Origin of the sequence: Bradyrhizobium aeschynomenes (assembly GCF_013178945.1) — a bacterium.
GTDB classification, from domain to species: Bacteria; Pseudomonadota; Alphaproteobacteria; order Rhizobiales; family Xanthobacteraceae; genus Bradyrhizobium; species Bradyrhizobium aeschynomenes.
On sequence record NZ_JABFDM010000007.1, the window covers coordinates 400,827 to 424,505 of the forward strand.

The 23,679-nt window shown below is 65.1% G+C and carries 20 protein-coding genes; 15 read left to right on the forward strand and 5 right to left on the reverse strand.

What is annotated here, in order from left to right; genetic code table 11:
- Positions 1–88: 88 nt before the first annotated feature.
- The 3 genes from HL666_RS22220 (at position 89) to HL666_RS22230 (ending at position 3,499) form a co-directional block, all read left to right on the forward strand.
- Positions 89–955 carry a DNA polymerase beta superfamily protein gene (locus HL666_RS22220; RefSeq protein WP_172111351.1) on the forward strand — a complete coding sequence of 289 codons (867 nt, stop codon included), beginning with the start codon at positions 89–91 and terminating at the stop codon, positions 953–955.
- The gene (gene gluQRS, locus HL666_RS22225; protein ID WP_172111350.1) at positions 952–1,824 is read left to right on the forward strand and encodes a tRNA glutamyl-Q(34) synthetase GluQRS; all 873 of its coding nucleotides are present in this window, start codon (positions 952–954) and stop codon (positions 1,822–1,824) included. The genes HL666_RS22220 and gluQRS overlap by 4 nt, the downstream gene beginning before the upstream one ends.
- A gap of 421 nt (positions 1,825–2,245) precedes the next feature.
- Positions 2,246–3,499 carry an ATP-binding protein gene (locus HL666_RS22230; RefSeq protein ID WP_246739166.1) on the forward strand — a complete coding sequence of 418 codons (1,254 nt, stop codon included), beginning with the start codon at positions 2,246–2,248 and terminating at the stop codon, positions 3,497–3,499.
- Here the strand turns inward: HL666_RS22230 and HL666_RS22235 are convergent.
- Positions 3,426–4,319 (reverse strand): YihY/virulence factor BrkB family protein, encoded by an 894-nt coding sequence (locus HL666_RS22235; RefSeq protein ID WP_172111729.1) that lies wholly within the window; start codon positions 4,317–4,319, stop codon positions 3,426–3,428. The genes HL666_RS22230 and HL666_RS22235 overlap by 74 nt on opposite strands.
- 130 nt (positions 4,320–4,449) lie before the next feature.
- Between HL666_RS22235 and HL666_RS22240 the strand changes: the two genes are divergently transcribed.
- The 6 genes from HL666_RS22240 to HL666_RS22265 all read left to right on the forward strand — a co-directional run bounded on the left by HL666_RS22240 (position 4,450) and on the right by HL666_RS22265 (position 8,313).
- A complete protein-coding gene (locus tag HL666_RS22240; RefSeq protein WP_008964842.1) occupies positions 4,450–4,644 on the forward strand; it encodes a twin transmembrane helix small protein in 195 nt (64 codons plus the stop codon).
- Between the two features lie 41 nt (positions 4,645–4,685).
- The gene (locus HL666_RS22245) at positions 4,686–5,258 is read left to right on the forward strand and encodes a cob(I)yrinic acid a,c-diamide adenosyltransferase (protein WP_172131157.1); all 573 of its coding nucleotides are present in this window, start codon (positions 4,686–4,688) and stop codon (positions 5,256–5,258) included.
- A gap of 117 nt (positions 5,259–5,375) precedes the next feature.
- The gene (locus HL666_RS22250) at positions 5,376–6,125 is read left to right on the forward strand and encodes an electron transfer flavoprotein subunit beta/FixA family protein (RefSeq protein WP_172111348.1); all 750 of its coding nucleotides are present in this window, start codon (positions 5,376–5,378) and stop codon (positions 6,123–6,125) included.
- Entirely contained in the window at positions 6,125–7,063 is a 939-nt protein-coding gene (locus HL666_RS22255; protein ID WP_172183615.1) for an electron transfer flavoprotein subunit alpha/FixB family protein, read from the forward strand. The genes HL666_RS22250 and HL666_RS22255 overlap by 1 nt, the downstream gene beginning before the upstream one ends.
- Before the next feature lie 100 nt (positions 7,064–7,163).
- On the forward strand, positions 7,164–8,042 hold the full coding sequence (locus HL666_RS22260; RefSeq protein ID WP_172111346.1) for a 3-hydroxybutyryl-CoA dehydrogenase: 879 nt from the start codon (positions 7,164–7,166) through the stop codon (positions 8,040–8,042).
- A gap of 73 nt (positions 8,043–8,115) precedes the next feature.
- Positions 8,116–8,313, forward strand: coding sequence for a putative motility protein (locus HL666_RS22265; protein WP_172111345.1), 198 nt, complete (start codon positions 8,116–8,118; stop codon positions 8,311–8,313).
- A 145-nt stretch (positions 8,314–8,458) separates the two neighbouring features.
- On the opposite strand, the gene tlpA is transcribed toward HL666_RS22265, so the two are convergent.
- The gene (tlpA, locus tag HL666_RS22270; RefSeq protein WP_172183618.1) at positions 8,459–9,148 is read right to left on the reverse strand and encodes a thiol:disulfide interchange protein TlpA; all 690 of its coding nucleotides are present in this window, start codon (positions 9,146–9,148) and stop codon (positions 8,459–8,461) included.
- A 96-nt stretch (positions 9,149–9,244) separates the two neighbouring features.
- On the opposite strand from tlpA, the gene argH reads away from it, so the two are divergent.
- From argH to HL666_RS22295, 5 genes are all read left to right on the forward strand, one after another.
- Positions 9,245–10,636 carry an argininosuccinate lyase gene (gene argH, locus HL666_RS22275; protein WP_172183620.1) on the forward strand — a complete coding sequence of 464 codons (1,392 nt, stop codon included), beginning with the start codon at positions 9,245–9,247 and terminating at the stop codon, positions 10,634–10,636.
- Between the two features lie 98 nt (positions 10,637–10,734).
- On the forward strand, positions 10,735–11,028 hold the full coding sequence (gene lptM / locus HL666_RS22280; RefSeq protein WP_172111342.1) for an LPS translocon maturation chaperone LptM: 294 nt from the start codon (positions 10,735–10,737) through the stop codon (positions 11,026–11,028).
- A 310-nt stretch (positions 11,029–11,338) separates the two neighbouring features.
- Positions 11,339–12,604 (forward strand): diaminopimelate decarboxylase, encoded by a 1,266-nt coding sequence (lysA, locus tag HL666_RS22285; RefSeq protein ID WP_172183622.1) that lies wholly within the window; start codon positions 11,339–11,341, stop codon positions 12,602–12,604.
- Positions 12,605–13,091: 487 nt separating this feature from the next.
- Positions 13,092–14,066, forward strand: a complete 975-nt coding sequence (gene argC / locus HL666_RS22290; RefSeq protein WP_172183624.1) for an N-acetyl-gamma-glutamyl-phosphate reductase — start codon at positions 13,092–13,094, stop codon at positions 14,064–14,066.
- 332 nt (positions 14,067–14,398) lie between these two features.
- Entirely contained in the window at positions 14,399–18,481 is a 4,083-nt protein-coding gene (locus HL666_RS22295; protein WP_172183626.1) for a helix-turn-helix domain-containing protein, read from the forward strand.
- A gap of 100 nt (positions 18,482–18,581) precedes the next feature.
- Here the strand turns inward: HL666_RS22295 and HL666_RS22300 are convergent, their stop codons facing one another.
- Positions 18,582–18,776: a type II toxin-antitoxin system HicA family toxin gene (locus HL666_RS22300; protein ID WP_172183628.1), complete on the reverse strand. Its 195-nt coding sequence runs from the start codon at positions 18,774–18,776 to the stop codon at positions 18,582–18,584.
- Positions 18,773–19,015, reverse strand: coding sequence for a DUF1902 domain-containing protein (locus HL666_RS22305; RefSeq protein WP_172183630.1), 243 nt, complete (start codon positions 19,013–19,015; stop codon positions 18,773–18,775). Before HL666_RS22305 ends, HL666_RS22300 begins: the two co-directional genes overlap by 4 nt.
- A gap of 966 nt (positions 19,016–19,981) precedes the next feature.
- Here HL666_RS22305 and HL666_RS22310 point away from each other — a divergent pair.
- Positions 19,982–22,624, forward strand: coding sequence for a TIGR02302 family protein (locus HL666_RS22310; protein WP_172183632.1), 2,643 nt, complete (start codon positions 19,982–19,984; stop codon positions 22,622–22,624).
- Between the two features lie 21 nt (positions 22,625–22,645).
- Here HL666_RS22310 and HL666_RS22315 read toward each other — a convergent pair whose 3' ends face one another.
- Entirely contained in the window at positions 22,646–23,521 is an 876-nt protein-coding gene (locus HL666_RS22315; RefSeq protein WP_172183634.1) for a MurR/RpiR family transcriptional regulator, read from the reverse strand.
- Positions 23,522–23,679: the final 158 nt, after the last annotated feature.

Consider the following 23,679-nt stretch of genomic DNA (forward strand, 5'->3'; position numbering starts at 1 on the left):
CGCGCTGCTCCGAGCTGCGCAATGCCCAGCCGGGTGGACGGCACGAAGAGCCGGGGCTAAGGCAGGATCAGTCAAAGTTGGAACTCTCATGAGCTTGCGTAACATCCCCTCGGACATGGACCGCGACAAGGTGGCCGGGGTCGACTCCCTGCTGGATCGTGTGGTTCGCGAGCACGGCGTGTTCCTGCCTCTGGCCATCGAGAGCGGCAGCCGCGCCTGGGGCTTCGCCTCGCCCGACAGCGACTATGATTGCCGGTTCGTCTATGTGCGTCGCGCCGCCGACCATATCAAGCCGTGGCCGGTGCGCGACGTCATCGAGTTTCCGCTGCAGGACGATTTCGACGCCAATGGCTGGGATCTCGCCAAGGCGTTGCGTCTTCTGCTGAAGGGCAATGCCGTGATCATCGAATGGCTGCGCTCGCCGGTGGTGTATCGCGGCGTCGCCTGGTTTCGTGATGACTTCCTGGCCTTCGCCAGAGGCGCGGCGAGGCGCGACGCCATCGCGCGGCATTATCTGCATCTCGGCGAGCGGCAGCGGCGGGTGTATTTCGGCGACGGCACCAGCGTGGCGCAGAAGAAGATCTTCTATGCGCTGCGGCCTGCTGCGACGCTGCGCTGGCTCCGCTTGCATCCGGCCGAAGCCGTGGCGCCGATGCATTTCCCGACCTTGATGGCCGAATGCGATCCGCCCGCCGCGCTGAGCGAAGAGGTCGCGGATCTCCTGCGCCGGAAGGCGCTGACCCATGAGCTTGGCAGCGCGGCGCTGCCGATGGCCGTCGCCGACTTCATCGATGTCGAATTCGAACTGGCCCGGTCGGCCTTCGGCGACGCTCGTGGCAGTTCGGCCGAGATGATGCAGCAGGCGGAGCAATTTTACCGGACCGTGGTTGAGCGTCTGGAATCCGAGGCGCAGGGAGCAGGGAAGCAGGGATTGGTTTCCTCGATATCGCCATGACGCCACCCGTTTTCCGATTTGCCCCCAGCCCGAACGGCTATCTCCATCTCGGCCACGCCTATTCGGCGCTGCTGAATTTCCGGCGCGCCCAGGAGAGCGGCGGCCGTTTCCTGCTGCGCATCGAGGATATCGACCAGACCCGCTGCCGGCCGGAGTTCGAGCAGGCGATCGAAGAAGATCTCGCCTGGCTCGGCATCGTCTGGGAGCGGCCGGTGCGGCGGCAGTCGGAGCATCTCGCCGACTATGGCGCTGCGTTGAACCGGCTGCGGGCGCTGGGGCTGGTCTATCCGAGCTTCGAGAGCCGGGCCGAGATCGCCCGCCTGGTGGCGGAGCGCGAGGCGCACGGCGGCTGGCTCCGCGATCCTGACGGCGCGCCGCTTTATCCGGGAAGCGCCGGAACCCTGTCCGAAGCCCAGCGTGCAGAGCTGATCGCCGGCGGCCAGCCTTATGCGCTGCGGCTCGATATGGCCGCCGCGGTCGGACGTGCCGGGCGGCTGAGCTGGGATGAGTTGGGCGCCGGCCCGTCCGGCGAGACGGGGGGCGTGGATGCGCGGCCAGAGGCCTGGGGCGACGTCATCCTGGCGCGCAAGGAGACGCCGACCAGCTACCATCTCTCGGTCGTGATCGACGATGCGCTCCAGGGAGTGACCGAGGTCGTCCGCGGTCAGGATCTGTTTCATGCGACCAGCGTGCACAGGCTCTTGCAGGCCCTGCTCGGACTGCCGGCGCCGACCTATCGGCACCACCAACTGATTCGCGATGACCGCGGCCAGAAGCTCTCCAAGTCGAGCCAGGCGACAGGATTGCGCGCTCTGCGCGCGGAAGGCGTCTCTCCGGCCGAAATCCGACACAGGATCGGCTTGGTCTAGCCGTGTCCTCGCGCAAGTCCCGCTGTCTCCACATGTTTCCGGAGGGGACAACCTCCGGGGCATCGTGACACCCGGAAACGACCGTGCCATGCTGCTCGGTAGCGCGGGGTAATCGGGAGCTTCAATCGAAAGCGGCACGGCGAGACATGACAAGACAAGTGCCCCTTCGTTTTTCGGAGTTCATGTCACAGGGGCCATGATGAAGCGCGTTCGGAACACGAGTACGGGGCGTCGGGCCCGCCCGGCCAAGCCGGCTGCCAAGCGCGCCGGCACGACCAAATCGCTTGCTGAAACCAAGTCGTCCAAGACTTCTTCGAGGCCGTCGTCTTCTAAGCGGTCGTCGAAAGCGACAGCCGCGGCACCGGTGAAAGAGCGCGCGAAGGCGCGGCCTCTGAAGAAGCACGTCCCGCAGGTGACCGGCATGGCCGGAGCCCGATACAGTTCGGCCAGACAAGAGGCGAGCAAGCCGCGACCAAAGACCGCTGATGGCGCCCTGCCTGGGCCCGGTGTCGTCGAGGCCGCGCTCGCGGTCTTCGCCCATGAGGTCCGTACGCCGCTGACGGGCATTCTCGCGATCAGCGACCTGCTCGCCACATCCGAACTCGGCGAGCGCGAGCGGCGCTGGGTGGACACCATCAAGGCCGGCGCGGAGCACCTCTCCAGCTTGGCGACCCTGTTCGTCGACGCCGCCAAGGACGAGACCACGGGGGCGCTGCTGCGCGAGGATCTGTTCGATCTCCGCGTGCTGGCACGGGCTGCCGGCGACTCGCTGTCCGGCCGCGCCGCGGCGAAGGGCCTGGAGGCCAGGGTCGACCTGTCAGAGTCCTTGCCGGGGCTCGTGGTCGGCGATCCCGTCCGCCTGCGTGCGGCGCTGGAAAACCTGATCGACAATGCGGTGAAGTTCACCGAGCAGGGCGGCGTGGCGCTGGAGATCGGGCTGGCCGGCAAGGCCGGGCGCGGCAAGGCGCCAAAAGCCGTCAAAAGTACAGCAAAGGGCAAGGTCGCGGTCGCCTTTCGTATCTCCGACTCCGGCATCGGGTTGACCCTCCAGGAAATCCGGCGGCTGTTCCGTCCCTTCAGCCAGGCCAACGTCTCGATTGCCTCGCGCTTTGGCGGCGCGGGTCTCGGCCTGTCCTCGGTCCGGCAGCTGGCCCGCGCCATGGGGGGCGATGTCGCGGTCGAGCCGCACGAGGGCGGCGGGACGACCTTCACCTTGACGGTCACGCTGACCGTTGCGGCGGTCCCGCAGACGACGGCGGAGGGCGGCGAGGATGGCGTCACCTTGGTCCCGACCCGGGCCTTGCGCATCCTCGGGGTGGAGGACAATCCGTTCGGCCGCGTGGTGCTCAACACCATCCTCAACGAGCTCGGCCATCAGGCCGAGTTCATCGGTCGCGGCGAAGCCGCGCCCGAGCGGGTCGCTGCCGGCAGCTACGACGCCGTGCTGATGGACATGGTGCTGCCCGGCATCAACGGCATCGAGACGATCGCCCAGATCCGCGCCCTTGGTGCGCCCCACGGGACCATCCCGATCATCGGCGTGTCCGGACGCGGCGAGGACGAGGCGGCCTCGCGCGCCGCCGGCGCGGACGCGTTCCTGCTCAAGCCTGTTTCACCGCGGGCTCTAGCGACTGCGCTTCTTGGAGCGACACGCCGCGCGGCAGCCGCGACTTGATGATCGAGGCGTTCAATTCGCCGCCATACACGAAGATTGCGGCGATGAAATACAGGAACACCAGCGCGATGATCACGGACGCGAGTCCGGCATACATGGTGACGTAGTTGTTGGCGAAGCGCGCCAGGTACTGGCCGAACACGATGCCCGAGACCAGCGAGGCGACGAAGGTGAAGACGATGCCTGGCATGATCTGCATGAAGCTGCGCCGCCCCGCCGGCAGCCAGGCGTGCAGGATGAACAGCGCGACGACCAGCGCGCTGATGGTGATGCCATAGCGGGACAGGTTGACGAAGCGCTCATTGGCCTCGACCGCCAGCGGCAGATAGCGCCGGGCGGTGGCCAGCATCAGCGGGCCGAGCACGATCAGGAACGACATCGCCAGCGCCGTGATCGCGGCAACCAGGGTATAGCCGATCGATTCCAGCCGCAGCCAATACCAGCGGCGCTGCTCGATCACGCCATAGGCGCGGTTGAGCGCGACCCGCAGTGCCTCGACGCCGTTCGAGGCGAAATAGACCGCGAGAACGGCACCGATCGTCAGCGCGTCGGTCCGGGTCGTGGTCAGCACGTCGTGGATCTCGCCGGTCAGCGCATCCGCGACCTGCGCCGGCCAGGTCTCGAGCATCAGGGTGGCGGCCTGGTCGGCGAGGTCCTTGGAGCCGAGAAAGCCGGCGAGCGACGTCAACACGATCAGGAAGGGAAACAGCGCCATCAGGGTGGACAGCGCGATGTGGCTGGCAATCGCCCAGCCGTCATCGGCGAGGAACGTGTAGAACGCATCCATGACGACGTGGAAGATGTAGCGAAGCGCCTTCACCTGTCCCTGCACTCCGCGAAACAATCGATCTCCTACAATCCGATATTACGGATGCAAAAGCCAGAAGTTGCAGCCCTGGACGTCCCGATCCGGCATGGCGCTCCTTCGTCTGCGGTGTTATCTAGCGCGAATGGCTTCACTTCTCGGTAAATTCATCCTTCCGATCGCCGTCGGCGCGGTCGCCCTGGTGCTGTTTCTCGGCCTCGTCAACATGACGCGCGGCGGCTCGCCCAATCTGTCGCAGAAGCTGATGCGCTGGCGGGTGATCCTGCAATTCGTCGCGATCGTCATTGCCATGGCGGCGATCTGGGCGATGGGACGCTGAGACGCTTCGACGCTGGCAAACTGGGACGTTGAGAAAACAGCATGGTGGTCCTCAATCGCATCTACACGCGCACCGGTGATGACGGGACGACCGCGCTCGGCAATGGTGAGCGCCGGCCGAAATTCGACCTGCGCGTCTCCGCCTATGGAACCGTGGACGAGACCAACGCTGCCCTCGGCGTCGTCCGGCTGCATCTCGCCGAAGCGCCCGAGATCGATGCGATGCTGGGCCTGATCCAGAACGACCTGTTCGACCTCGGCGCCGATTTGGCGGTGCCGCAGCGCGAGGGCAAGGCGGAGCGGCTGCGCGTGGTCGGCAGCCAGGTCGATCGGCTGGAGCGGGACATCGATACGCTGAACGAGCGGCTGTCGCCGCTGACCTCGTTCGTGCTTCCCGGGGGAACCCCCGCAGCCGCCCATCTGCACGTCGCGCGTACCATTTGCCGCAGGGCGGAACGGATCATGGCGGAACTCGCGGGCAAGCCCGACGAGCCGGTCAGCGAGGCTGCCATTCGTTATATGAACCGGCTGTCGGATTTCCTGTTCGTGGCGAGCCGCGCCGCCAACCGGAACGGCGCCGGCGACGTGTTGTGGGTGCCCGGGCAGAACCGTTAACCCGGCGGCGTGCGAGCTTGCTTTTTTCACCCCTCGCGCGTTGACCGGGGGGTACGGGCGCTTTAGGTTCCGCGCCCGAAAGGTCAACCCCGGACAATTTAGAGCGAAAGAGGATCGATGAAGGTTCTGGTGCCGGTCAAGCGGGTGGTCGATTACAACGTCAAGGTCCGCGTCAAGAGCGACGGATCGGGCGTTGAGCTCGCCAACGTCAAGATGTCGATGAATCCGTTCGACGAGATCGCCGTCGAGGAAGCGCTGCGGCTGAAGGAAGCTGGCAAGGCCACCGAGGTCGTCGTGGTCTCGATCGGGCCCGCGCAGGCGTCCGAGACGATCCGCACCGCGCTCGCGATGGGCGCGGACCGTGGCATCCTGGTCAAGGCCGAAGGCAACGTGGAACCGCTGGCGGTCGCCAAGATCCTGAAAGCCGTGGCGCAGGAAGAGCAGCCCGGCCTGATCATCCTCGGCAAGCAGGCGATCGACGACGACAGCAACCAGACCGGCCAGATGCTCGCCGCGCTGCTCGGCTGGGCGCAGGCGACCTTCGCCTCCAAGCTCGAGGTCGAAGGGGCCGACTTCAAGGTCACCCGCGAGGTCGACGGCGGCCTGCAGACCGTGAAGCTGAAGGGACCGGCGATCGTCACCACCGATCTGCGCCTCAACGAGCCGCGCTACGCGTCGCTGCCGAACATCATGAAGGCGAAGAAGAAGCCGATCGCCGAGAAGACCGCCGCCGACACCGGTGTCGATCTCACGCCGCGGCTAGAAGTGATCAAGACCACTGAGCCGGCGGGCCGCAAGGCCGGCGTCAAGGTGAAGGACGTCGCCGAGCTCGTTTCCAAACTCAAGACCGAGGCGGGGGTGCTCTGATGGCCACGCTGCTGATTGCCGAACACGACAATGCCGGGATCAAGGACGCGACCAACAAGGCGCTGACGGCGGCTGCCGCGCTCGGCGCCGATGTCGACGTGCTGGTCGCGGGCCAAGGTGCGAACGGCGCGGCGGACGCCGCCGCCAAGCTTGCCGGCGTCAAGAAGGTGCTGCTCGCGGACGATGCGGCCTATGCGCATGATCTCGCCGAGCCGCTCGCGGACCTCGTCGTCAAGCTCGCCGCGAACTACGACGCGATCGTCGCGCCCGCGACCTCGCGCTTCAAGAACGTGATGCCGCGCATCGCCGCCCTGCTCGACGTGATGCAGGTGTCGGAGATCATCAAGGTGGTCGCGCCCGACACGTTCGAGCGGCCGATCTATGCCGGCAACGCGATCCAGACCGTGAAGTCCAAGGACGCCAAGAAGGTCATCACCGTGCGCACCTCGACCTTCGCCGCTGCGGCGAGCGAAGGCGGCAGCGGCTCGGTCGAGACGGTGGCGGCGGCCGGTGATCCGGCGCTGTCGAGCTTCGTCGGCGAGGAGGTCGCCAAGAGCGATCGTCCCGAGCTGACCTCGGCCAAGATCATCGTCTCCGGCGGCCGCGCGATGCAGAGCCGCGAGAACTTCGCCAAGTACATCGAGCCGCTCGCCGACAAGCTCGGGGCCGGCGTCGGCGCCTCGCGCGCCGCGGTCGATGCCGGCTACGCGCCGAACGACTGGCAGGTCGGCCAGACCGGCAAGGTGGTCGCGCCGGAGCTGTACGTGGCCATCGGCATTTCAGGCGCCATTCAGCATCTCGCCGGTATGAAGGACTCCAAGGTGATCGTCGCGATCAACAAGGACGAGGACGCGCCGATCTTCCAGGTCGCCGATTACGGCCTGGTGGCGGATCTCTACCAGGCGGTTCCCGAGCTGACGGACGCGCTCGGCAAGTAAGACCCTACACACCGGCCGCGCATGGGACTGTCGCGGCCGGTGTTTCATCTGTTAAGGCATGGATGGGCGCCGACCTCGCGCCGTTCCGGTGGATGACGACATGGCTCAGATCAACAAGCTCGGTGTGATCGGCGCAGGACAGATGGGCAACGGCATCGCGCATGTCGCTGCGCTGGCCGGGCTCGACGTGGTGCTCAACGACGTGACCTCCGACCGGTTGAAATCGGGCATGGCGACCATCAACGGCAACCTGACCCGCCAGGTGGCCAAGAAGGTGATCTCCGAGGAGGCGCGCAGCCAGGCGCTCGGCCGGATCTCGATCACGGAAAGCCTCGACGGTCTGGCCGATTGCGATCTGGTCATCGAGACCGCGATCGAGAAGGAGGACATCAAGCGCAAGATCTTCCACGATCTCTGCGCGGTCCTGAAGCCCGAGGCGATCATCGCCTCCAACACCTCCTCGATCTCGATCACGCGGCTGGCAGCCTGCACCGATCGCCCCGAACGCTTCATCGGCATTCATTTCATGAACCCGGTTCCGCTGATGGAACTGGTCGAGCTGATCCGCGGCATCGCCACCGACGACGCCACCTTCGAGGCGGCCAAGGAGTTCGTCGGACGGCTCGGCAAGCAGGTCGCCGTCTCCGAGGATTTTCCGGCCTTCATCGTCAACCGCGTGCTGCTGCCGATGATCAACGAGGCGATCTACACGCTGTACGAGGGCGTGGGGAACGTCGAGGCGATCGATGCGGCGATGAAGCTCGGCGCGCATCACCCGATGGGGCCGCTCGAGCTGGCCGATTTCATCGGCCTGGATACCTGTCTCTCCATCATGCAGGTGCTGCATGAGGGCCTGGCCGACTCCAAGTACCGGCCGTGTCCGCTGCTGGTGAAATATGTCGAGGCCGGCTGGCTCGGCCGCAAGACGCAGCGCGGCTTCTACGACTATCGCGGCCCCAAGCCGGTGCCGACCCGCTGAAACAATCTGAAACGATCCACACGCTTCGTTAAGGCTGATCGGTTACCGTTCAGCTCAGACGAGGTATGTGCGTATGGATATGAGCTTGGTGGCTGCGGTCATGGCGCAGCAGGCGAGTGCGACCCAGCAGCAGGTCGCGACGTCGGTCTTGAAGCAGAATTTGGACGCGCAGAAGGACGCCGTCCTGACGCTGCTCGGCGGTGCCCAGCAGACCCTGTCGCTCGCCAATGTCGGCCCCGGCGTCGGCGGCAACCTGAACATCGCGGCCTGAGCGCGAGGGGCCTTCCTCCCTGATCCACGGTCATTCCGGGGCGATGCGCAGCATCGAACCCGGAATCCAGAGTTCGTCGGACTCATCTCGAGATTCCGGGTTCAGCCCTGCGGGCTGCCCCGGAATGACGGCCGTGGGGATAGGTCTACAGCCCCGCGGCGGCCTTCGACGTCGCCGCCTGGATCAGCTTGAGCGCGTCGGCGCTGTCCCATTCGGCCGGTCCCGCGATGGTCGCGATCTCGCAGCCATTGCCGTCGACCAGCACCGAGGTCGGCATGCCCAGCGCGCGGCCGACCGCCTTGAGATCCTGGAACACCTTGGCCTTCGCATCGCTGAAATAAGCGAGCTGCGTCAGCTTGGCGTCGGCGAGGAACGTCTTCGGCTTCTCCGGGTCGCGGGTGTCGATGTTGACCGCGACCACCTGGAAGGCGTCGCTGCCGAGCTTGGCCTGCAGCCCGTCCAGCGCCGGCATCTCCTTGCGGCAGGGCACGCACCAAGTCGCCCAGAGGTTCAAAAGTACCGTCTTGCCGCGGAAGTCCGACAGTTTCTTCGCCGCGCCCGAGGCGTCCTCGAAGGCCAGATCCGGCAGCCGCAGCGGCGTCGTTGCCGCCGTCAGCGCCGCCACCTCGCCCCTGATCAGCGGCGCGATCCGGGCCGCGGTCTTGACCGCCGCCTCGCACGCCTGGTCCCCGGACGGCTTGCCCTTCAACAGTCCGCCGAACGAAACCGCCGCGATGCCGGCCACGGCGACGACGGCCACGGCGCCGGCGGCAAGCACGGTTCTGCCGCGCGAGGCGGGGCGGGCAGGGGACGGCTCTGGCTTATCGTTTGTCATCTCGGGTCGGTTGCGGCTATCAGAGGCGCGAATTTCGGGGCATCCAAGCGGTGTGTCCCATCCAGACGCGGTCATCAAGGTTTAAGAGCGGCAGGCATGAGCAACAAGATGTGGGGCGGCCGGTTCACGGAACGTCCCGACGAGATCATGGAGGACATCAACGTCTCGATCGACGTCGATCGCCACCTCTACGCGCAGGACATCGCCGCGTCCAAGGCGCACGCCGCCATGCTCGCCGCCCAGGGCATCATCACGGCAGGTGATGCGAAAAATATCGGGAAGGGTCTAGACACGATCCTGTCAGAGATCACCAAGGGCTCGTTCGAGTTCAAGCGGGCGCTCGAAGACATTCATATGAACGTCGAGAGCCGGCTGTCCGAGCTGATCGGCCCCGCCGCCGGCCGGCTGCACACCGCGCGCTCGCGCAACGACCAGGTCGCGACCGATTTCCGCCTGTTCGTGCGCGACACCATCGACGACATCGACGCATCGCTCGCCGCCTACCAGCACGCGCTGGCGTCCCGCGCGCTCGACCATGCCGGCACCGTGATGCCCGGCTTCACCCATCTGCAGACCGCCCAGCCCGTCACCTTCGGCCACCATCTCCTCGCCTATGTCGAGATGGCCGGCCGCGACCGCGGCCGCTTCCTCGACGCCCGCAAGCGCCTCAATGAATCCCCGCTGGGCGCCGCCGCGCTCGCCGGCACCTCGTTCCCGATCGACCGCCACGCCACCGCGGAAGCGCTCGGCTTCGACCGCCCGATGGCCAATTCGCTCGACGCCGTCTCCGATCGCGACTTCGTGCTGGAGACGCTCTCGGCCGCATCGATCTGCGCCGTGCACCTGTCGCGCTTCGCCGAGGAGATCGTGATCTGGACCTCGCCGCTGGTCGGCCTGATCAAGCTGTCGGACAAGTTCACCACCGGCTCCTCGATCATGCCGCAGAAGCGCAATCCGGACGCCGCCGAGTTGGTCCGCGCCAAGACAGGGCGCGTCATCGGCGCGCTCAACGGCCTCCTGATCGTCATGAAGGGCCTGCCGCTCGCCTACCAGAAGGACATGCAGGAGGATAAGCAGGGCGCGATGGAGGCGTTCGCCGCGCTGTCGCTGGCGATCAGGGCCATGACCGGTATGGCGCTCGACCTGGTGCCGGACGAGGCCCGGATGAAGGCCGCCGCCGGCGAGGGCTATGCCACCGCCACGGATCTCGCCGACTGGCTGGTCCGCACCCTCAAGATGCCGTTCCGCGAGGCCCATCACGTCACCGGCCGCATCGTCGCGCTGGCGTCGAAGCAGGGCGTGGCGCTGCACGAGCTGCCGCTGAAGGCGATGCAGGAGGTCGAGCCCAAGATCACCGCCGACGTGCTCGGCGTGCTCAGTGTGGAATCCTCCGTGAAGAGCCGCACCAGCTTCGGCGGCACCGCGCCGAAGAACGTCGCCTCGCAGGCCAAGGCCTGGCTGAAGCGGCTGGAAAAGCAGCGAAAGTAGGGGGGGTCGCCCGAAATTCGATCGCCGCAATTTGATCGTCCTGGCGTGGCACTCCCGCACTCGTCAGGCCGGTGCATTCTCTGTATGGTGCCGCCCGCATGGGGATTTCACACGTGAATCGCGCTCGCCGTCCAACCTCCGCCGCCCGGGTCCTGCTCGTCCTGGGCGCTTCAGCCCTTCTGCTGGCCGCCTGCGGCCGCAAGGGCCCGTTGGACCTGCCGGCCAATTCCCCGCCGGCCCCGCAGATGTCCGCGGCGCCCGCCGACACCGCGACGGACGCCGCCAACAAGCCCGGCCTGTTCAATTCCGGCTACGGCGCCGACGCCGCCCCCGCGGCGACGCGCGGCCAGAAGAAACCGTTCTTCCTGGATCCGCTGCTGGACAGCAAATAGGGGCGGTGCGGCGCGACGACGCCGTCTGATCCTCACCGGCCCAACGATCTGGTCCCGGGCCTCCCCTCTCGTCATGGCCGGGCTTGACCCGGCCATCCACGTCGTTCGGCATCCGCGGTGGGCGTGGATGCCCGGGTCAAGCCCGGGCATGACGCCGGAGAGATAGCCGGGCACAAGCGAACTCCGCGCGCGCCGCTTCACCCTCCCCTGGAGGGGGAGGCTGGCAGCGTCAATTGACAATGCCTGCCATTTCCCGGCAATTCGCCGCCACAATCTCCCATTCTCGCAGCCCCGCGCGCGGACCTGACCCATGAACCATTTCGACTACCGCGACGGCGTGCTGCACGCCGAGGACGTCAATCTCGCTGATCTCGCCGCCACCGTCGGCACCCCGTTCTACTGTTACTCCACCGCCACCCTGGAGCGGCACTATCGCGTGTTCGCCGACGCCTTCGCCGGCCAGGACGTGCTGATCTGCTACGCGATGAAGGCCAATTCCAACCAGTCGGTGCTGCGCACGCTGGCAAACCTCGGCGCTGGCGCCGACGTCGTCTCCGGCGGCGAATTGAAGCGCGCGCTGGCGGCCGGCATCCCCTCGCGGAAAATCGTGTTCTCCGGCGTCGGCAAGACCGAGGCCGAGCTGCGCGCCGCGCTCGTCGCAGACATCCACTGCCTCAACATCGAGTCCGAGCCCGAGCTCGATCTGCTGGCGCGTCTCGCGGTCGAAACGGGTCACACAGCCCGCATCTCCATCCGCGTCAACCCGGACGTCGATGCCGGCACGCACGCCAAGATCTCGACCGGCAAGTCGGAGAACAAGTTCGGCATTCCGCTCGACCACGCCCGCCGCGTCTACGCCCGCGCGGCGAAGATGCCGGGCATCAAGGTCACCGGCGTCGACGTCCATATCGGCAGCCAGATCACCGATCTCGGTCCGATGGAAACCGCGTTCCGCATCCTCGCCGACTTCGTGCAGACCCTGCGCGCCGACGGCCACGACATCTCCCATGTCGATTTCGGCGGCGGCCTCGGCATCCCCTATCACATGGACCGCGCCGTGCCGCCGGAGCCCGCGGAATATGCCGCGATGGTCAAGCGCGTCAGCCACAATCTCGGCTGCACGCTGATGTTCGAGCCCGGCCGCATGATCGTCGGCAATGCCGGCATCCTGGTCGCCAAGGTGATCTATGTGAAGCACGGCGAGGCCAAGAACTTCGTCATCATCGACGCCGCGATGAACGACCTGATCCGCCCGACGCTCTACGAGGCGCATCACGACATCCTGCCCGTGAAGCAGGCCGCGCCGAACGCGCCCGCCTTCGTGGCCGATGTCGTCGGCCCGGTCTGCGAAAGCGGCGACTACCTCGCCCTCGACCGCGCGCTGCCCGAGCCCAAGCCCGGCGATCTCCTCGCCATCATGACCGCAGGCGCCTACGGCGCCGTCCAGGCCTGCACCTACAACACCCGCGCGCTGGTCCCCGAGGTGCTGGTCAAGGGCGACCAGTCCGCCGTGATCCGCCCGCGCATCGAGGTCGAGCAACTGATCGCGATGGATACACCGGCGCCGTGGCTGTGAGGGCAAGTTGTTTGCGCGTGGTGGCCCGTGACTTGAGTCGCCTATGGCGCGGTCTTAGGCACGGCAACTCGACAGAATGCGGATTGTTGAGGGATGAAGGCGTTGCTTTCGATAGCTGACCTCTCCTTATTCCTTGGAACAGCTTCGATGCTGATCGTGGCAGCCTACCAACAGACAATGTTTTTCAAGGAGTGGCGGGAAGATCATTGCCAGAGCATGGACTTGGTGAGCAGATCCACATTGTCTCTGTTAGCGCTCTTACATCCCGCTCTTTCTGAGAGATGCCAACGGCGCCGTAGGCGTTTGGCTCTATCAGTGTCATTGGCGATATTGTTCGGATTATCTGGAGTTCTGCTTCAATTGACTACTGCTTAGGCATCAATCATCCAGCCAACAACGAATATCGCCGGCAGACCGGCCTTCTGCTTTCTCACCTACGCAGCTTCCGCCGAGCTAAAGTTCTTCCGCTCCACCAATAGGACCCCCCATGAGCATTCGCATCGGCATCGTCGGCATCTCCGGTTTTGGCGGCGGCGAGGCGATGCGCCTGGTCGCGGGGCATCCCGCATTCGAGCTGGTCTACGCCGCGGGCGAGGGCAGCGCCGGCCAGCGTCTGGCGGCGCGCTTCCCCGGCGTGCCCGCAAAACTCGCCGATCTCGTGATCGAGAAGTGGGACCCCACAGCGCTGCCGCCGCTCGACGTGTTGTTCGCCTCGCTCCCCACCGGCGCCTCGCGGGAGGCGCTGGCGCGCGTGCCAGGCCACGTGAAGATCGTCGACATCGGCGGCGACCACCGCTACGCCGACGGCTGGACCTACGGCCTCGCCGACGTCTGGCCGAACGAGATCACGGGCCAGACCCGCATCGCCAATCCCGGCTGCTTCCCGGCGGCGGCGCTGACCCCGCTGGCGCCGCTGCTCGCCGCGCAACTGATCTCGCCCGAGACCATCGTGATCGACGCCAAGACCGGTATCTCCGGCGCCGGCCGCGGCGGCGACAGCAAATTCGGCTACGCCGAGAGCAACGAGAACCTGATCCCCTACGGCCTGCTCCGGCACGTCCACATGCCCGAGATCGAACGCACGATCGCGCGGCTCAGCGGCGGCAGCGCCACAGGCCTCGTGTTCACGCCGCATCTGGTGCCGATGACGCGCGGCATCCTCGCCACCATCTACGCCCGCGGTCGCGCCACCACGGCGCAATGCCTCGACGCCGCCCGCCGCTTCTATCGTGACAGCGCCTTCGTCCGCGTCACCGACACGCCGCCGCAGACCAAATGGGCCACCGGCTCCAACCTCGCCTTCGTCAGCTACGCCGCCGACCCCGACCGCAACCTGGTGATCGCGATGGGCGTCGTCGACAATCTCGGCAAGGGCGCCGCCGGGCAGGCGGTGCAGAATGCGAACCTGATCTGCGGGCTGCCGGAGACTGCGGGGCTGGAGGGGGCGCCGGTCTGGCCGTGAGGTCGGGGCGAGCAGGCGGCGGTGGTCTGGTTGCGGATCGAGGTCGGGGGTCGATTGCGATGGATACGCCGGCGCTGTGGTTGTGAGGCCGCGCTAATTTCCATTGAGGTTGTGCCGAGCGAACCCAAGTAACGCCACCCGTGTCGATGGTCTTAGGTCAAATACGTATCCATCAGGCACGCCCTCTGGATCGAGCTCGGCTCGGGCCGACTTGGGCCGGCATTGCATCGTCCTTGAGTCTCAGGCGCAGCGATAAACAGAACGTGAACAGGCGGCGCTTGCTACCCCCAAGCTGATCGGCTACCTCCTATTAAAAATATGAGGTCATAGAGATGATACACGAGCCGACTGAGCAGGGTCCGGCACTGACGCCAGTGCAGGTCAAGGCTGCTCGAGCACTCTTGGGATGGTCGCAGGCGGATTTGGCTGGGAGAGCCGGTGTTGCGACTTCGACGCTGGCCGATTTCGAGCGCAGGAGCCGCTCGCCTGTTCCCAATAACCTGGATGCTATTCGTGGTGCCCTTGAGTCGGCGGGCATTTCATTTCCCGCGGGCGGCGCAGTTGCCGGGCCAACCTACGCGGTGAGCAGTCGTTCAAATGTCACCGCTGACAAGCTTCGGCCGATCCGCTGGATAACCGAAACGGACCTTGATCATTGGGCCGACCGTCGAGACGGGCAGTCCATGTTGCCAGAGCTAGTCCGGCGACTGATACTCGCGGAAAAAGGCTACTTCCCCGAGCTGCGCTTTCCATCGGGCGACAGCGTGCAGATGCATGGGTGGGATGGGCAATGCAGGGTCGAGATCGCCACTGACCAAGTTCCCGCCGGTTGGTCGGGCTGGGAGCTCGGTACTGATCGCGGTCCGAGGAGAAAGGCCGACAAGGACTATAAGCACCGAACCAAAGATGCGCTTGACCTCAATCCGGCAGAAACTACGTTCGTTTTTGTTACGCCGCGGCGTTGGGCTCAGAAAGAAGAATGGGTTCAGGAGCGTCGCGCAGAAAACCAATGGCGCGACGTACGAGCCTATGACGCGGTCGATCTCGTACAGTGGATCGAACGTTTCCCGGCTGTTGGCCTCTGGCTTGCCAGATTGATCGAGAAGGCACCGGAAGGCGTTCGTGAGCTGTGCGAGGTCTGGCGTGAATGGTCGCTTTCGACGAAGCCGCCGCTTAGCACTGACCTGATTGTTGTCGATCGCGAGGATGCAGGCACGAAATTGCTGAACTGGCTCTATGCTGAAGCAAGCGCAATATCTGTGCAAGCGGAAGCCCCTGGAGAGGCGATTGCATTCCTCTATGCTTCGATCGAACAGTTGCCGGAGGGAAATCGCGATTTCTACCACACCAGGGCTATTGTTGCCGCAGATGCCAACGCGGCTAGATCGTTGGCGGACGTTGCGACACCTCTGATAATTGTTCTGGATGAGCCAGACGCTGGACTGGCAATGCATCTCGTCGAAAAGGGACACTACGTCTTTCTTGCGTTCGGCTCCAACATCGGAACTCCGTCGGAGGCGCTAATCCTCGAACGTCCGACTCGCTATGCCATCGAAAACGAACTTGAAAAGATGGGTTTGGCGGAGCGCGATGCCAGGAATTTCGCCCACGACTCTGGGCGAAGCCTGACCATTCTTCGCCGCCTTATTCCTGCGGCGCCGTCCTACAAGGTGCCGGAATGGGCGACCGCCGAGGCCGCGAGAGCGTTAATGCCGGCGTTGCTCGCCGGTGCCTGGGATGAGGGGCAAGAGGGCGATCGACAAATCGTCGAGGAATTGGCGGGAGCAAGTTATGAGAAGGTATCTGCGGCTCTTACGCCTCTTCTCAGCATGGCCGACAGCCCCCTTCGCAAAGCTGGCAACTGCTGGAAAATCGCCTCTCCGCGGGATGCTTGGTTCCGGATCGCGCGGAATATCACCGCGGCGGATTTGGACCGATTTACCAAAGCTGCCAACCTTGTTCTCACGTCAGTCGATCCGCGCTTCAATATGGCGCCGGACGAGCGCTGGATGGCTGGCGTCAACGGACAACGGCCCGCCTATTCCGGGCTTCTACAGTCCGGCATTTCGGAAACTTTGGTTTTGCTGAATGTCTTTGGAAAGCAAGTCACCGCCGTCCCGCACGCCGATGCTCGCGGTGCAGCAATCGTCAGAGGCCTCCTTCGCGAGGCCGACGCCGTACGCTGGTGGTCGCTATCCAGCCAGCTTCAGGTTCTCGCAGAGGCGTCACCTGAAGAATTCTTGGGTGCTGTCGAAGACAGCCTGAACACCAATTCAAAGCCAATCCTTGAGCTGTTCGTTGAAGGCGGAGGTCCGATGGGAGGTTCCGCCTACCACGCAAATTTGCTCTGGGCGCTCGAAACCCTCGCCTGGAGCAGAGACTACCTCGCGAGGGCAGCCGCATTGCTGGCTAGATTGACGGCGCTGGATCCCGGTGGCCGCTGGGGAAATCGGCCAGCACGAAGCCTGCGGGAAGTTTTCGTTCTCTGGTGCCCACAAACAAACGCGTCGCTGCAGGATCGGCTGAAAGTGCTAAATCGATTGCGCAAGACGGAGCCCGAGGTGTCGTGGAGTTTACTGCTCGGTCTATATCCACGCCCCCACGACACGGTCGACCCCGCGCCGGTTCCGCGGTGGCGGGATTTCACCGAAGAAGACCCCGAGCCAATTACGGACGCCCTTTATTTCTCCGGCGCGAAGCAAATCGGCGATTGGCTTCTGGATGATGTGGGGATCAGTAGCGCGCGTTGGGTGCAGCTGATCGAGGGCTTTGATGCATGGGCGCCCGATCTTCGAGAATCGGCCATCAAGAAGTTGCTGGCGACTGACAGCAAGATTATCAATGATGAGGATAGAGCGAATATTCAACGGGCTCTGCGTGCGTTGATCAACCATCACCGTCAATTCGAAGAGAGCGATTGGTCTCTCCCCGAAACTGAATTGGACGAGCTCGAGGCTGTCTATACTGCATTGGCTCCTTTCGACAAGTTCAAGAAGATTGAATGGCTCTTCGAGAACGAACAAGCACCGCTTCTCAATCCGCTGTCGGCGTACGCCTGGGAGCGCAACATTGAAGCGTCGAACGAAGCGAGGCGCACTGCCATTTCAAGTTTGATGATTGACGGCAGTGTTGAAGACATCTTCACGCTCGCACGCCTCGTCAAAGAGGCGGGCTTGATTGGTCGCGCCGTCGCACAGGTTGCAGATGATGCAGCGATTGAAGAAATCTTGGCCAGCGGAATTCTTGCTGGCGACGACAAGAGCTGGAATCTTGCCCACGGTATTATCATTACCCTCAATTCCTCTAAAGGTGATGCATGGGGCGACCGCTTGATTGGCCGGGCTGTAGCCGAAGGATGGGGTAACGAAGCGCTTTTGCGCATTCTGCTATCGTTGCCGAAGTCTGAGCATTTTATGCAGAGAGCGTCGAGCTTAGGGGATGACGTCGATAGACTGTACTGGACTCGGCTGGGTTCCCACTGGATTCAGGGAACGCAAGAGGCGATAGTCTCGGCAATCGAGAAACTGCTCGCTGTTGGTCGCGGGCGCGATTGCATCCATCTCGCCGGTCATCATTTGGAAGGGCTGCCGAGCTCTCTTTTGGTACGCATTCTTGATGGCGCTTTGAAGCAGAGTGCGAATTCAAACGATCACAATGAATCATCGATGTTTCAGTATCACGTCGAACGGATCTTTCAGTGCCTCGATGATAGCGGAGACGTACCCGAAACGGAAATGGCTCGGTTGGAGTGGAGCTTTCTGAACGTGTTGCAGCGCTCGAAGCGGCCGCCGACCACTTTACGGAGAGCTCTGTCGACTACGCCCCAGCTCTTCGTTCAGATTCTGTCGGTGATATATCGGCCGCGCAAGGCAGGCGACCATGAAGAGCTGCAGGAGAGTGATCCGGCGTCAGAAGAGCAGAAAAAACGAGAAGCGGCCATCGCAGGTCATGCCTACAGACTACTTAACGATTGGCATGAAATCCCCGGACGGTCCGAGAACAAGGTGGATGGCGCCATGCTCGATGCCTGGGTGAAGGCTGCACGAATACTGGCTGCGGATGCCGACCGCTCCGAGGTGGCCGACCAGCATATCGGAAGGCTGTTTGCGTATTCACCGGCCGACGATGATGGAACGTGGCCCTGCACGGCAGTGCGAGAACTCATCGAACATGTTGGCAGTCGTTCAATTGAGCGTGGATTCTATTTGGGTGTCGTCAACAAGAGAGGTGCGACTTGGCGCCGACCTACTGATGGCGGCATACAAGAGCGTGACTTGGCCAAAAACTATCGCAAGCTTGCAAGGGACCTTCGTCTCGAGTGGCCGCACACGTCGGCTGTGCTCGATCAGCTTTCGCAGCATTATCTTCGCGACGGTGTCGATTCCGATGATGATGCCGATCGCTTTCAGTGGTGAGATAGTGCTCGGGGGATTGCGGTCGTAGTACACTGGATAAAGGCCAAGGCCGCAAGATGCAGGAGTCAAATGCATAGCTGCCTTCCGAAGGGATTGGTCGTCAGAACGCCTTCGGTAATCCTGCCTGTTTCAGAACAGCGTTGGCGAGGTGGCGCGAGGGAATGGCATTGTCGACGACGAAGCGGTGGCCGTTGATCGGGCTTTGCCAGATCTCATGGTCGCCGCGTCCATGCCTGACGAACTCGCATCCTGCTTCGCGCAGGATCTTCTTGAGCTCGGGTGTGAAGCTCTTCATGCGGCCAAGTGGGCGCGCACCTTCGTTGAGATCGAGGCGATGATCTCAATGGGGATTTCGGTCTCGGTCACGCCGGAAGCGTCGGCGTTTTCGAGCAGGTCCTGGATGATACCGGGGATCTTGGCGGCCAGCTCATTCAGTGTGGCGGCGCCGGTGGCGAGGCCGGGCACGTCAGGGCTCTCGGCCACCCAATAGCTGGCTTCCGGGTCCCAAGTCGCGCGAACCACGATCGTCGACATGTCGGCGTGCTCCTCTTCCGCGTGTATGTTGTGGCGCGCCGTTCTGAAAAATCAACCCCGCAGCCCCAATGTCCGCCAATTTTGCCGCTTGGTTAGCCAACTCAGTAGCATTGTTAGCGCGCTGGCCTTTGCCGAGCCCTCCACCCAGAAGATTTCTATTGCGCTTTATCCGAAATCATGCTCTACTCCCTCGCATCCCGTCCCGTTGAGGGGGCGCTTCGCGATCGTCACGGACGTCGGGTGCGGGATGCGGTGGGCGCATGGGGACGCAGCGCGGGCTTGCTCGCGCGGACGAACGATCCCGGTGCGACGAGGAAGTCGCGTGGTTCTGGCATCCCGGTGCTGATGCCAAGTGGGCGATGACGTGTCGTCCGCGACGGGGCCAACAAGCCGGTCCCCGGGAAGAGCGCGTATAAGTCGTAACACCATCGCGCAGGGAAGGCCGGGTGATCCCGGCTGAGCCTGTGGTTCTGCCGCGTGCTTATTTGTTGCACGCGGACCGCAGGTGCCAGTCGGCACCTGGCCTTCCCTGCGCCCTCTGTTTGAGGAGGGTGACGAATTCTTGGATAGCTCGGGTGCAAAGGCGCCGCGAGAACGCATGTGCATGAGGTGCGTGTGGTCGGCAGCGGGGGCCTCGCCCTTCGAGACGCCCGCCTGCGGCGGGCCCTCAGGGTGAGGGGCGCGAGTTGTCTGCTGAGTGGCCGCTGAGTGTCAGCGCTGGTCCCACTGCTGACCCTCATGGTGAGGAGCGCCGCGCCGGACGATGTCTGATGTGCGGCGATACTGTCGCGGGCGCGGCGCGTCTCGAACCATGAGGCCCCAGATGCCGCCCCGTAACTCCCCGGGAACCCAGCCCGGTCACACTCCCGTGTGGACGGCCTGCGCAGGCGGGAAAGTCTTGGCACGGTGCGTGCCTCATGGATGCCTTTGTGGTAGGGTGAACATCCGGGCAACCTGGAGAGACTGTTGAGCGGCCTCACGAACGAGCCGGCCTCGCCGGCAAGCAGCACTCCCGATCGGCGTCCCGGCGATGGGCTGTCCAGCGACGCTCTCGCGCGGCTCAAGCTGGCGCAGGCGCTGAAGCGGGCGCGGTATGCCATCGCCTGGGAGCGCGGCTGGCCGCATCTGGCGCGGCTGCTGATGGTCATCGGCCTGTTCCTGATCGTGTCCTGGGCCGGGCTGTGGCTTGGCCTGCCGTTCGCGGCGCGCATGATCGGCGTGTCGCTGTTTCTCCTGCTTTTGCTCGGCGCCGCCGTGCCGATCCTGAAGTACCGCTGGCCGAGCCGCGAGGAGGGCCTGTCGCGGCTCGATCGCGGCTCCGGCATCGCGCATCGCCCGGCCACCGCGCTCACCGATACGCTCACCAGCAAGGATCCGATCGCGCAGGCGCTGTGGCAGGCGCAGCGCGAGCGCACGCTCGCGTCCGTCCAGCGCATCCGCGCCGGCACGCCGCGGCCGCGGCTGTTGCTGCACGATCCCTGGGCGGTGCGCGCGCTGGTCGTCGTGCTGCTGGTCGCGACCTATTTTGCCGCTGGCGACGAGCGGCCGATGCGCGTGGCTTCCGCGTTCGACTGGAACGGCGTGATGACGCCGGTCGCGATCCGCGTCGATGCCTGGGTCAAGCCGCCGCTCTATACCGCGAAGCCGCCGATCATCCTGTCCGCCGCCAACAAGGAAGGCGCGGTGCCGGCGAACGGCCCGATCGTGGTGCCCGCCGGCTCGACCCTGATCATCCGCTCCAGCGGCGGCACGCTCGACGTCATCACCGGTGGCGGCGTGACGGAGGCCGCGGCGAACGAGGTCGCCGCCGGCGAGGCCGCGCCGAAGGGAACCACCGAGAAGCACTATGTCATCAAGTCCGACGGCACCGTGCATGTGCGCGCGCCGGCGGGCCAGCCGCAATGGGTGTTCGCGGCGACGCCGGACAAGCCGCCGGTCATCAGCATGGCCAAGGACCCTGAGCGCCAGGCGCGCGGCTCGCTGAAACTGTCCTACAAGATCGAGGATGATTACGGTGTCACCGAAGCCCGCGCCAAGGTTGCCGCACGCGCCGCCGAGACCAAGCCGGACGCGCAAGCGGCGCGGCCGCTGTTCCAGCCGCCGGAGTTTCCGCTGGTGCTGCCGAACGCGCGCACCCGCAATGGCCTCGGCCAGACCGTCAAGGATCTGAGCGAGGACCCCTATGCCGGCGCCGACGTCACGCTGACCCTCACGGCCAAGGACGAGGCCGGCAACGAGGGCACCAGCGAGCCGTTCGAGACCAGGCTGCCCGAGCGGCTGTTCACAAAACCCTTGGCGCGGGCGCTGATCGAGCAGCGGCGCCTGTTGGCGCTCGACGGCAACCGCAACGGCGACGTGTTCACCGCGCTCGATGCGCTGGCGATCGCGCCTGAACTGTTCTCGCCGGAGCTCGGCCAGTATCTCGGCCTGCGCTCGGTCACGCACCAGCTCGAGGCGGCCCGCACCGACGATGCCCTGCGCGAGGTGGTGGCGAGCCTGTGGGCGCTCGCGGTCACGATCGAGGACGGCAACATCTCTGACGTCGATAAGGCGCTACGCGCGGCACAGGACGCGCTGAAGCAGGCGCTGGAGCGCGGCGCCAGCGACGAGGAGATCAAGAAGCTCGCCGAAGACCTGCGCAAGGCGATGGACAACTACATGCGCCAGCTCGCCGAGCAGCTGCGCAACAATCCGCAGATGGCGCAGCGGCCGCTCGACCAGAACACCAAGGTCATGCGCCAGCAGGACCTGCAGAACATGATCGACCGCATGGAGCGGCTGTCGCGCCAGGGCGACAAGGAGGGCGCGCGCGAGCTGCTCGAGCAGCTGCAGCAGATGCTGGAAAATCTGCAGATGGCGCAGCCGGGGCAGGGCGGCGACCAGGACATGGAGCAGGCGCTCAACGAGCTCGGCGACATGATCCGCAAGCAGCAGCAGCTTCGCGACAAGACCTTCAAGCAGGGCCAGGACTCCCGGCGCAACCGTGGCAGGCAGCAGCAGGGCCAGCAGGGCGACCAGGACCAGAGCATGGGCGACCTGCAGCAGGACCAGCAGGCGCTGCGCGACCGGCTCAAGCAGCTGCAGGAGCAGCTCGCCAAGCGCGGCATGGGCCAGAAGGGCGAAAAGGGACAGAAGGGTCAGAAAGGCCAGAAGGGGCAGCCGGGTCAGCAGGGCGAGCAGGGGGATCAAGGCGAGCAGGGCGATGCCGGCGACGGTCTCGACGAGGCCGACGGCGCGATGGGCGATGCCGGCAGCCAGCTCGGCGACAGCAATGCCGACGGTGCGGTGGAGTCGCAGGGCAAGGCGCTCGATGCGCTGCGCAAGGGCGCCAAGAGCCTCGCCGAGGCGATGCAGCAGGGCGACGGCGACCAGCCGGGCGACGGCCCCGGCCAGCGCGCCGGCCGCCAGCAGGGCGCGCAGCAGACCGATCCGCTCGGACGCCCGATGCATCCCGGCCGCGACATCGACGATTTCTCGCAGAAGATCCCCGGCGAAATCGACGTCCAGCGCGTCCGCCGCATTCTGGAAGAACTGCGCCGCCGCCTCGGCGATCAGTCACGGCCGCAGCTCGAACTCGACTACATCGAGCGGCTGCTGAAGGACTATTAGTTCGCGCGCGGGCTGCGGATGTCAGTAGCGCTTCTCGGACAGGATGCGCGCCGCGTGCTGCAGTTTCTCGACCGAGCGTTCGGTGTCGGTCAGCGCGCAGCAGCTGACCAGCGTGTCGATGATCGCGAGCTGCGCGACGCGGCTGCTCATCGCCTCCGGGCGGTAGCGCGTCTCGTTGGCGACGGTGTAGAGCAGCACCTCGCAATGCGCCGCCAGCGGCGACTTGCCGAGCCGGGTGATGCCGATGGTCCGCGCGCCCGCCGCCTGCGCCAGCCGGGTCGCGAGCACGGTCTCGACCGTGCTGCCGGAATGCGACACGGTGACGGTCGCGACCTCAGGCCCGGTCATCCCGGCGCTGACGGCCTGGACATGGGAGTCGACGATGGCATTCGCGGCGAGGCCGAGCTGCAGCAGCCGATAGGAGAGGTCCTGCGCCACCGGCGCCGAGCTGCCGATGCCGTAGATCTCGATCCGCCGCGCCTCGCGCAGCAGCTTCGCCGCCTGCGCCAGCGCGTCCATCGACAGCAGTCGCCGCGTCTCCTGCAGCGAGGCGGCATGGGCGGCGAAGATGTGGTCCGTGACGGTCGCTGGGTCATCGCCGCGATGCAAATCCTCCTGGATCAGCCGGACCGGCTCGATCAGGTCCCGCGCCAGCATGATCTTGAGCTCCTGGAAGCCGCGCACGCCCACCCGCCGGCAGAACGACACGATCGTCCCCTCGCTGACCCCGCAGGCCTCCGCCACCTCGGTGATCGACATGTGGATGAACGGCTCCGGCCGCGCCAGCACCAGCTCCGCAATCTGCCGCGCCTTCGGCGGCAGCTCGTTCTGCAGCTCCCGCACGCGGGACAGAATGCCGGTCGCCGCCGGCCCGGAGCTGAAGGTGGAACCCGTCACGCAACCCTCATGCGTTTGACTGAGAAAATCTCATCGTGAATCCGATCATAAATAAATATTTCACAGCGACGTCAAGTCGCACTGCTACCCCTTCGGCCGCTCCCAGGCGGAGGCCGTTGTCCGGCCGCCGCCGATGTCCTCTCCAGGATTTCAGAAGG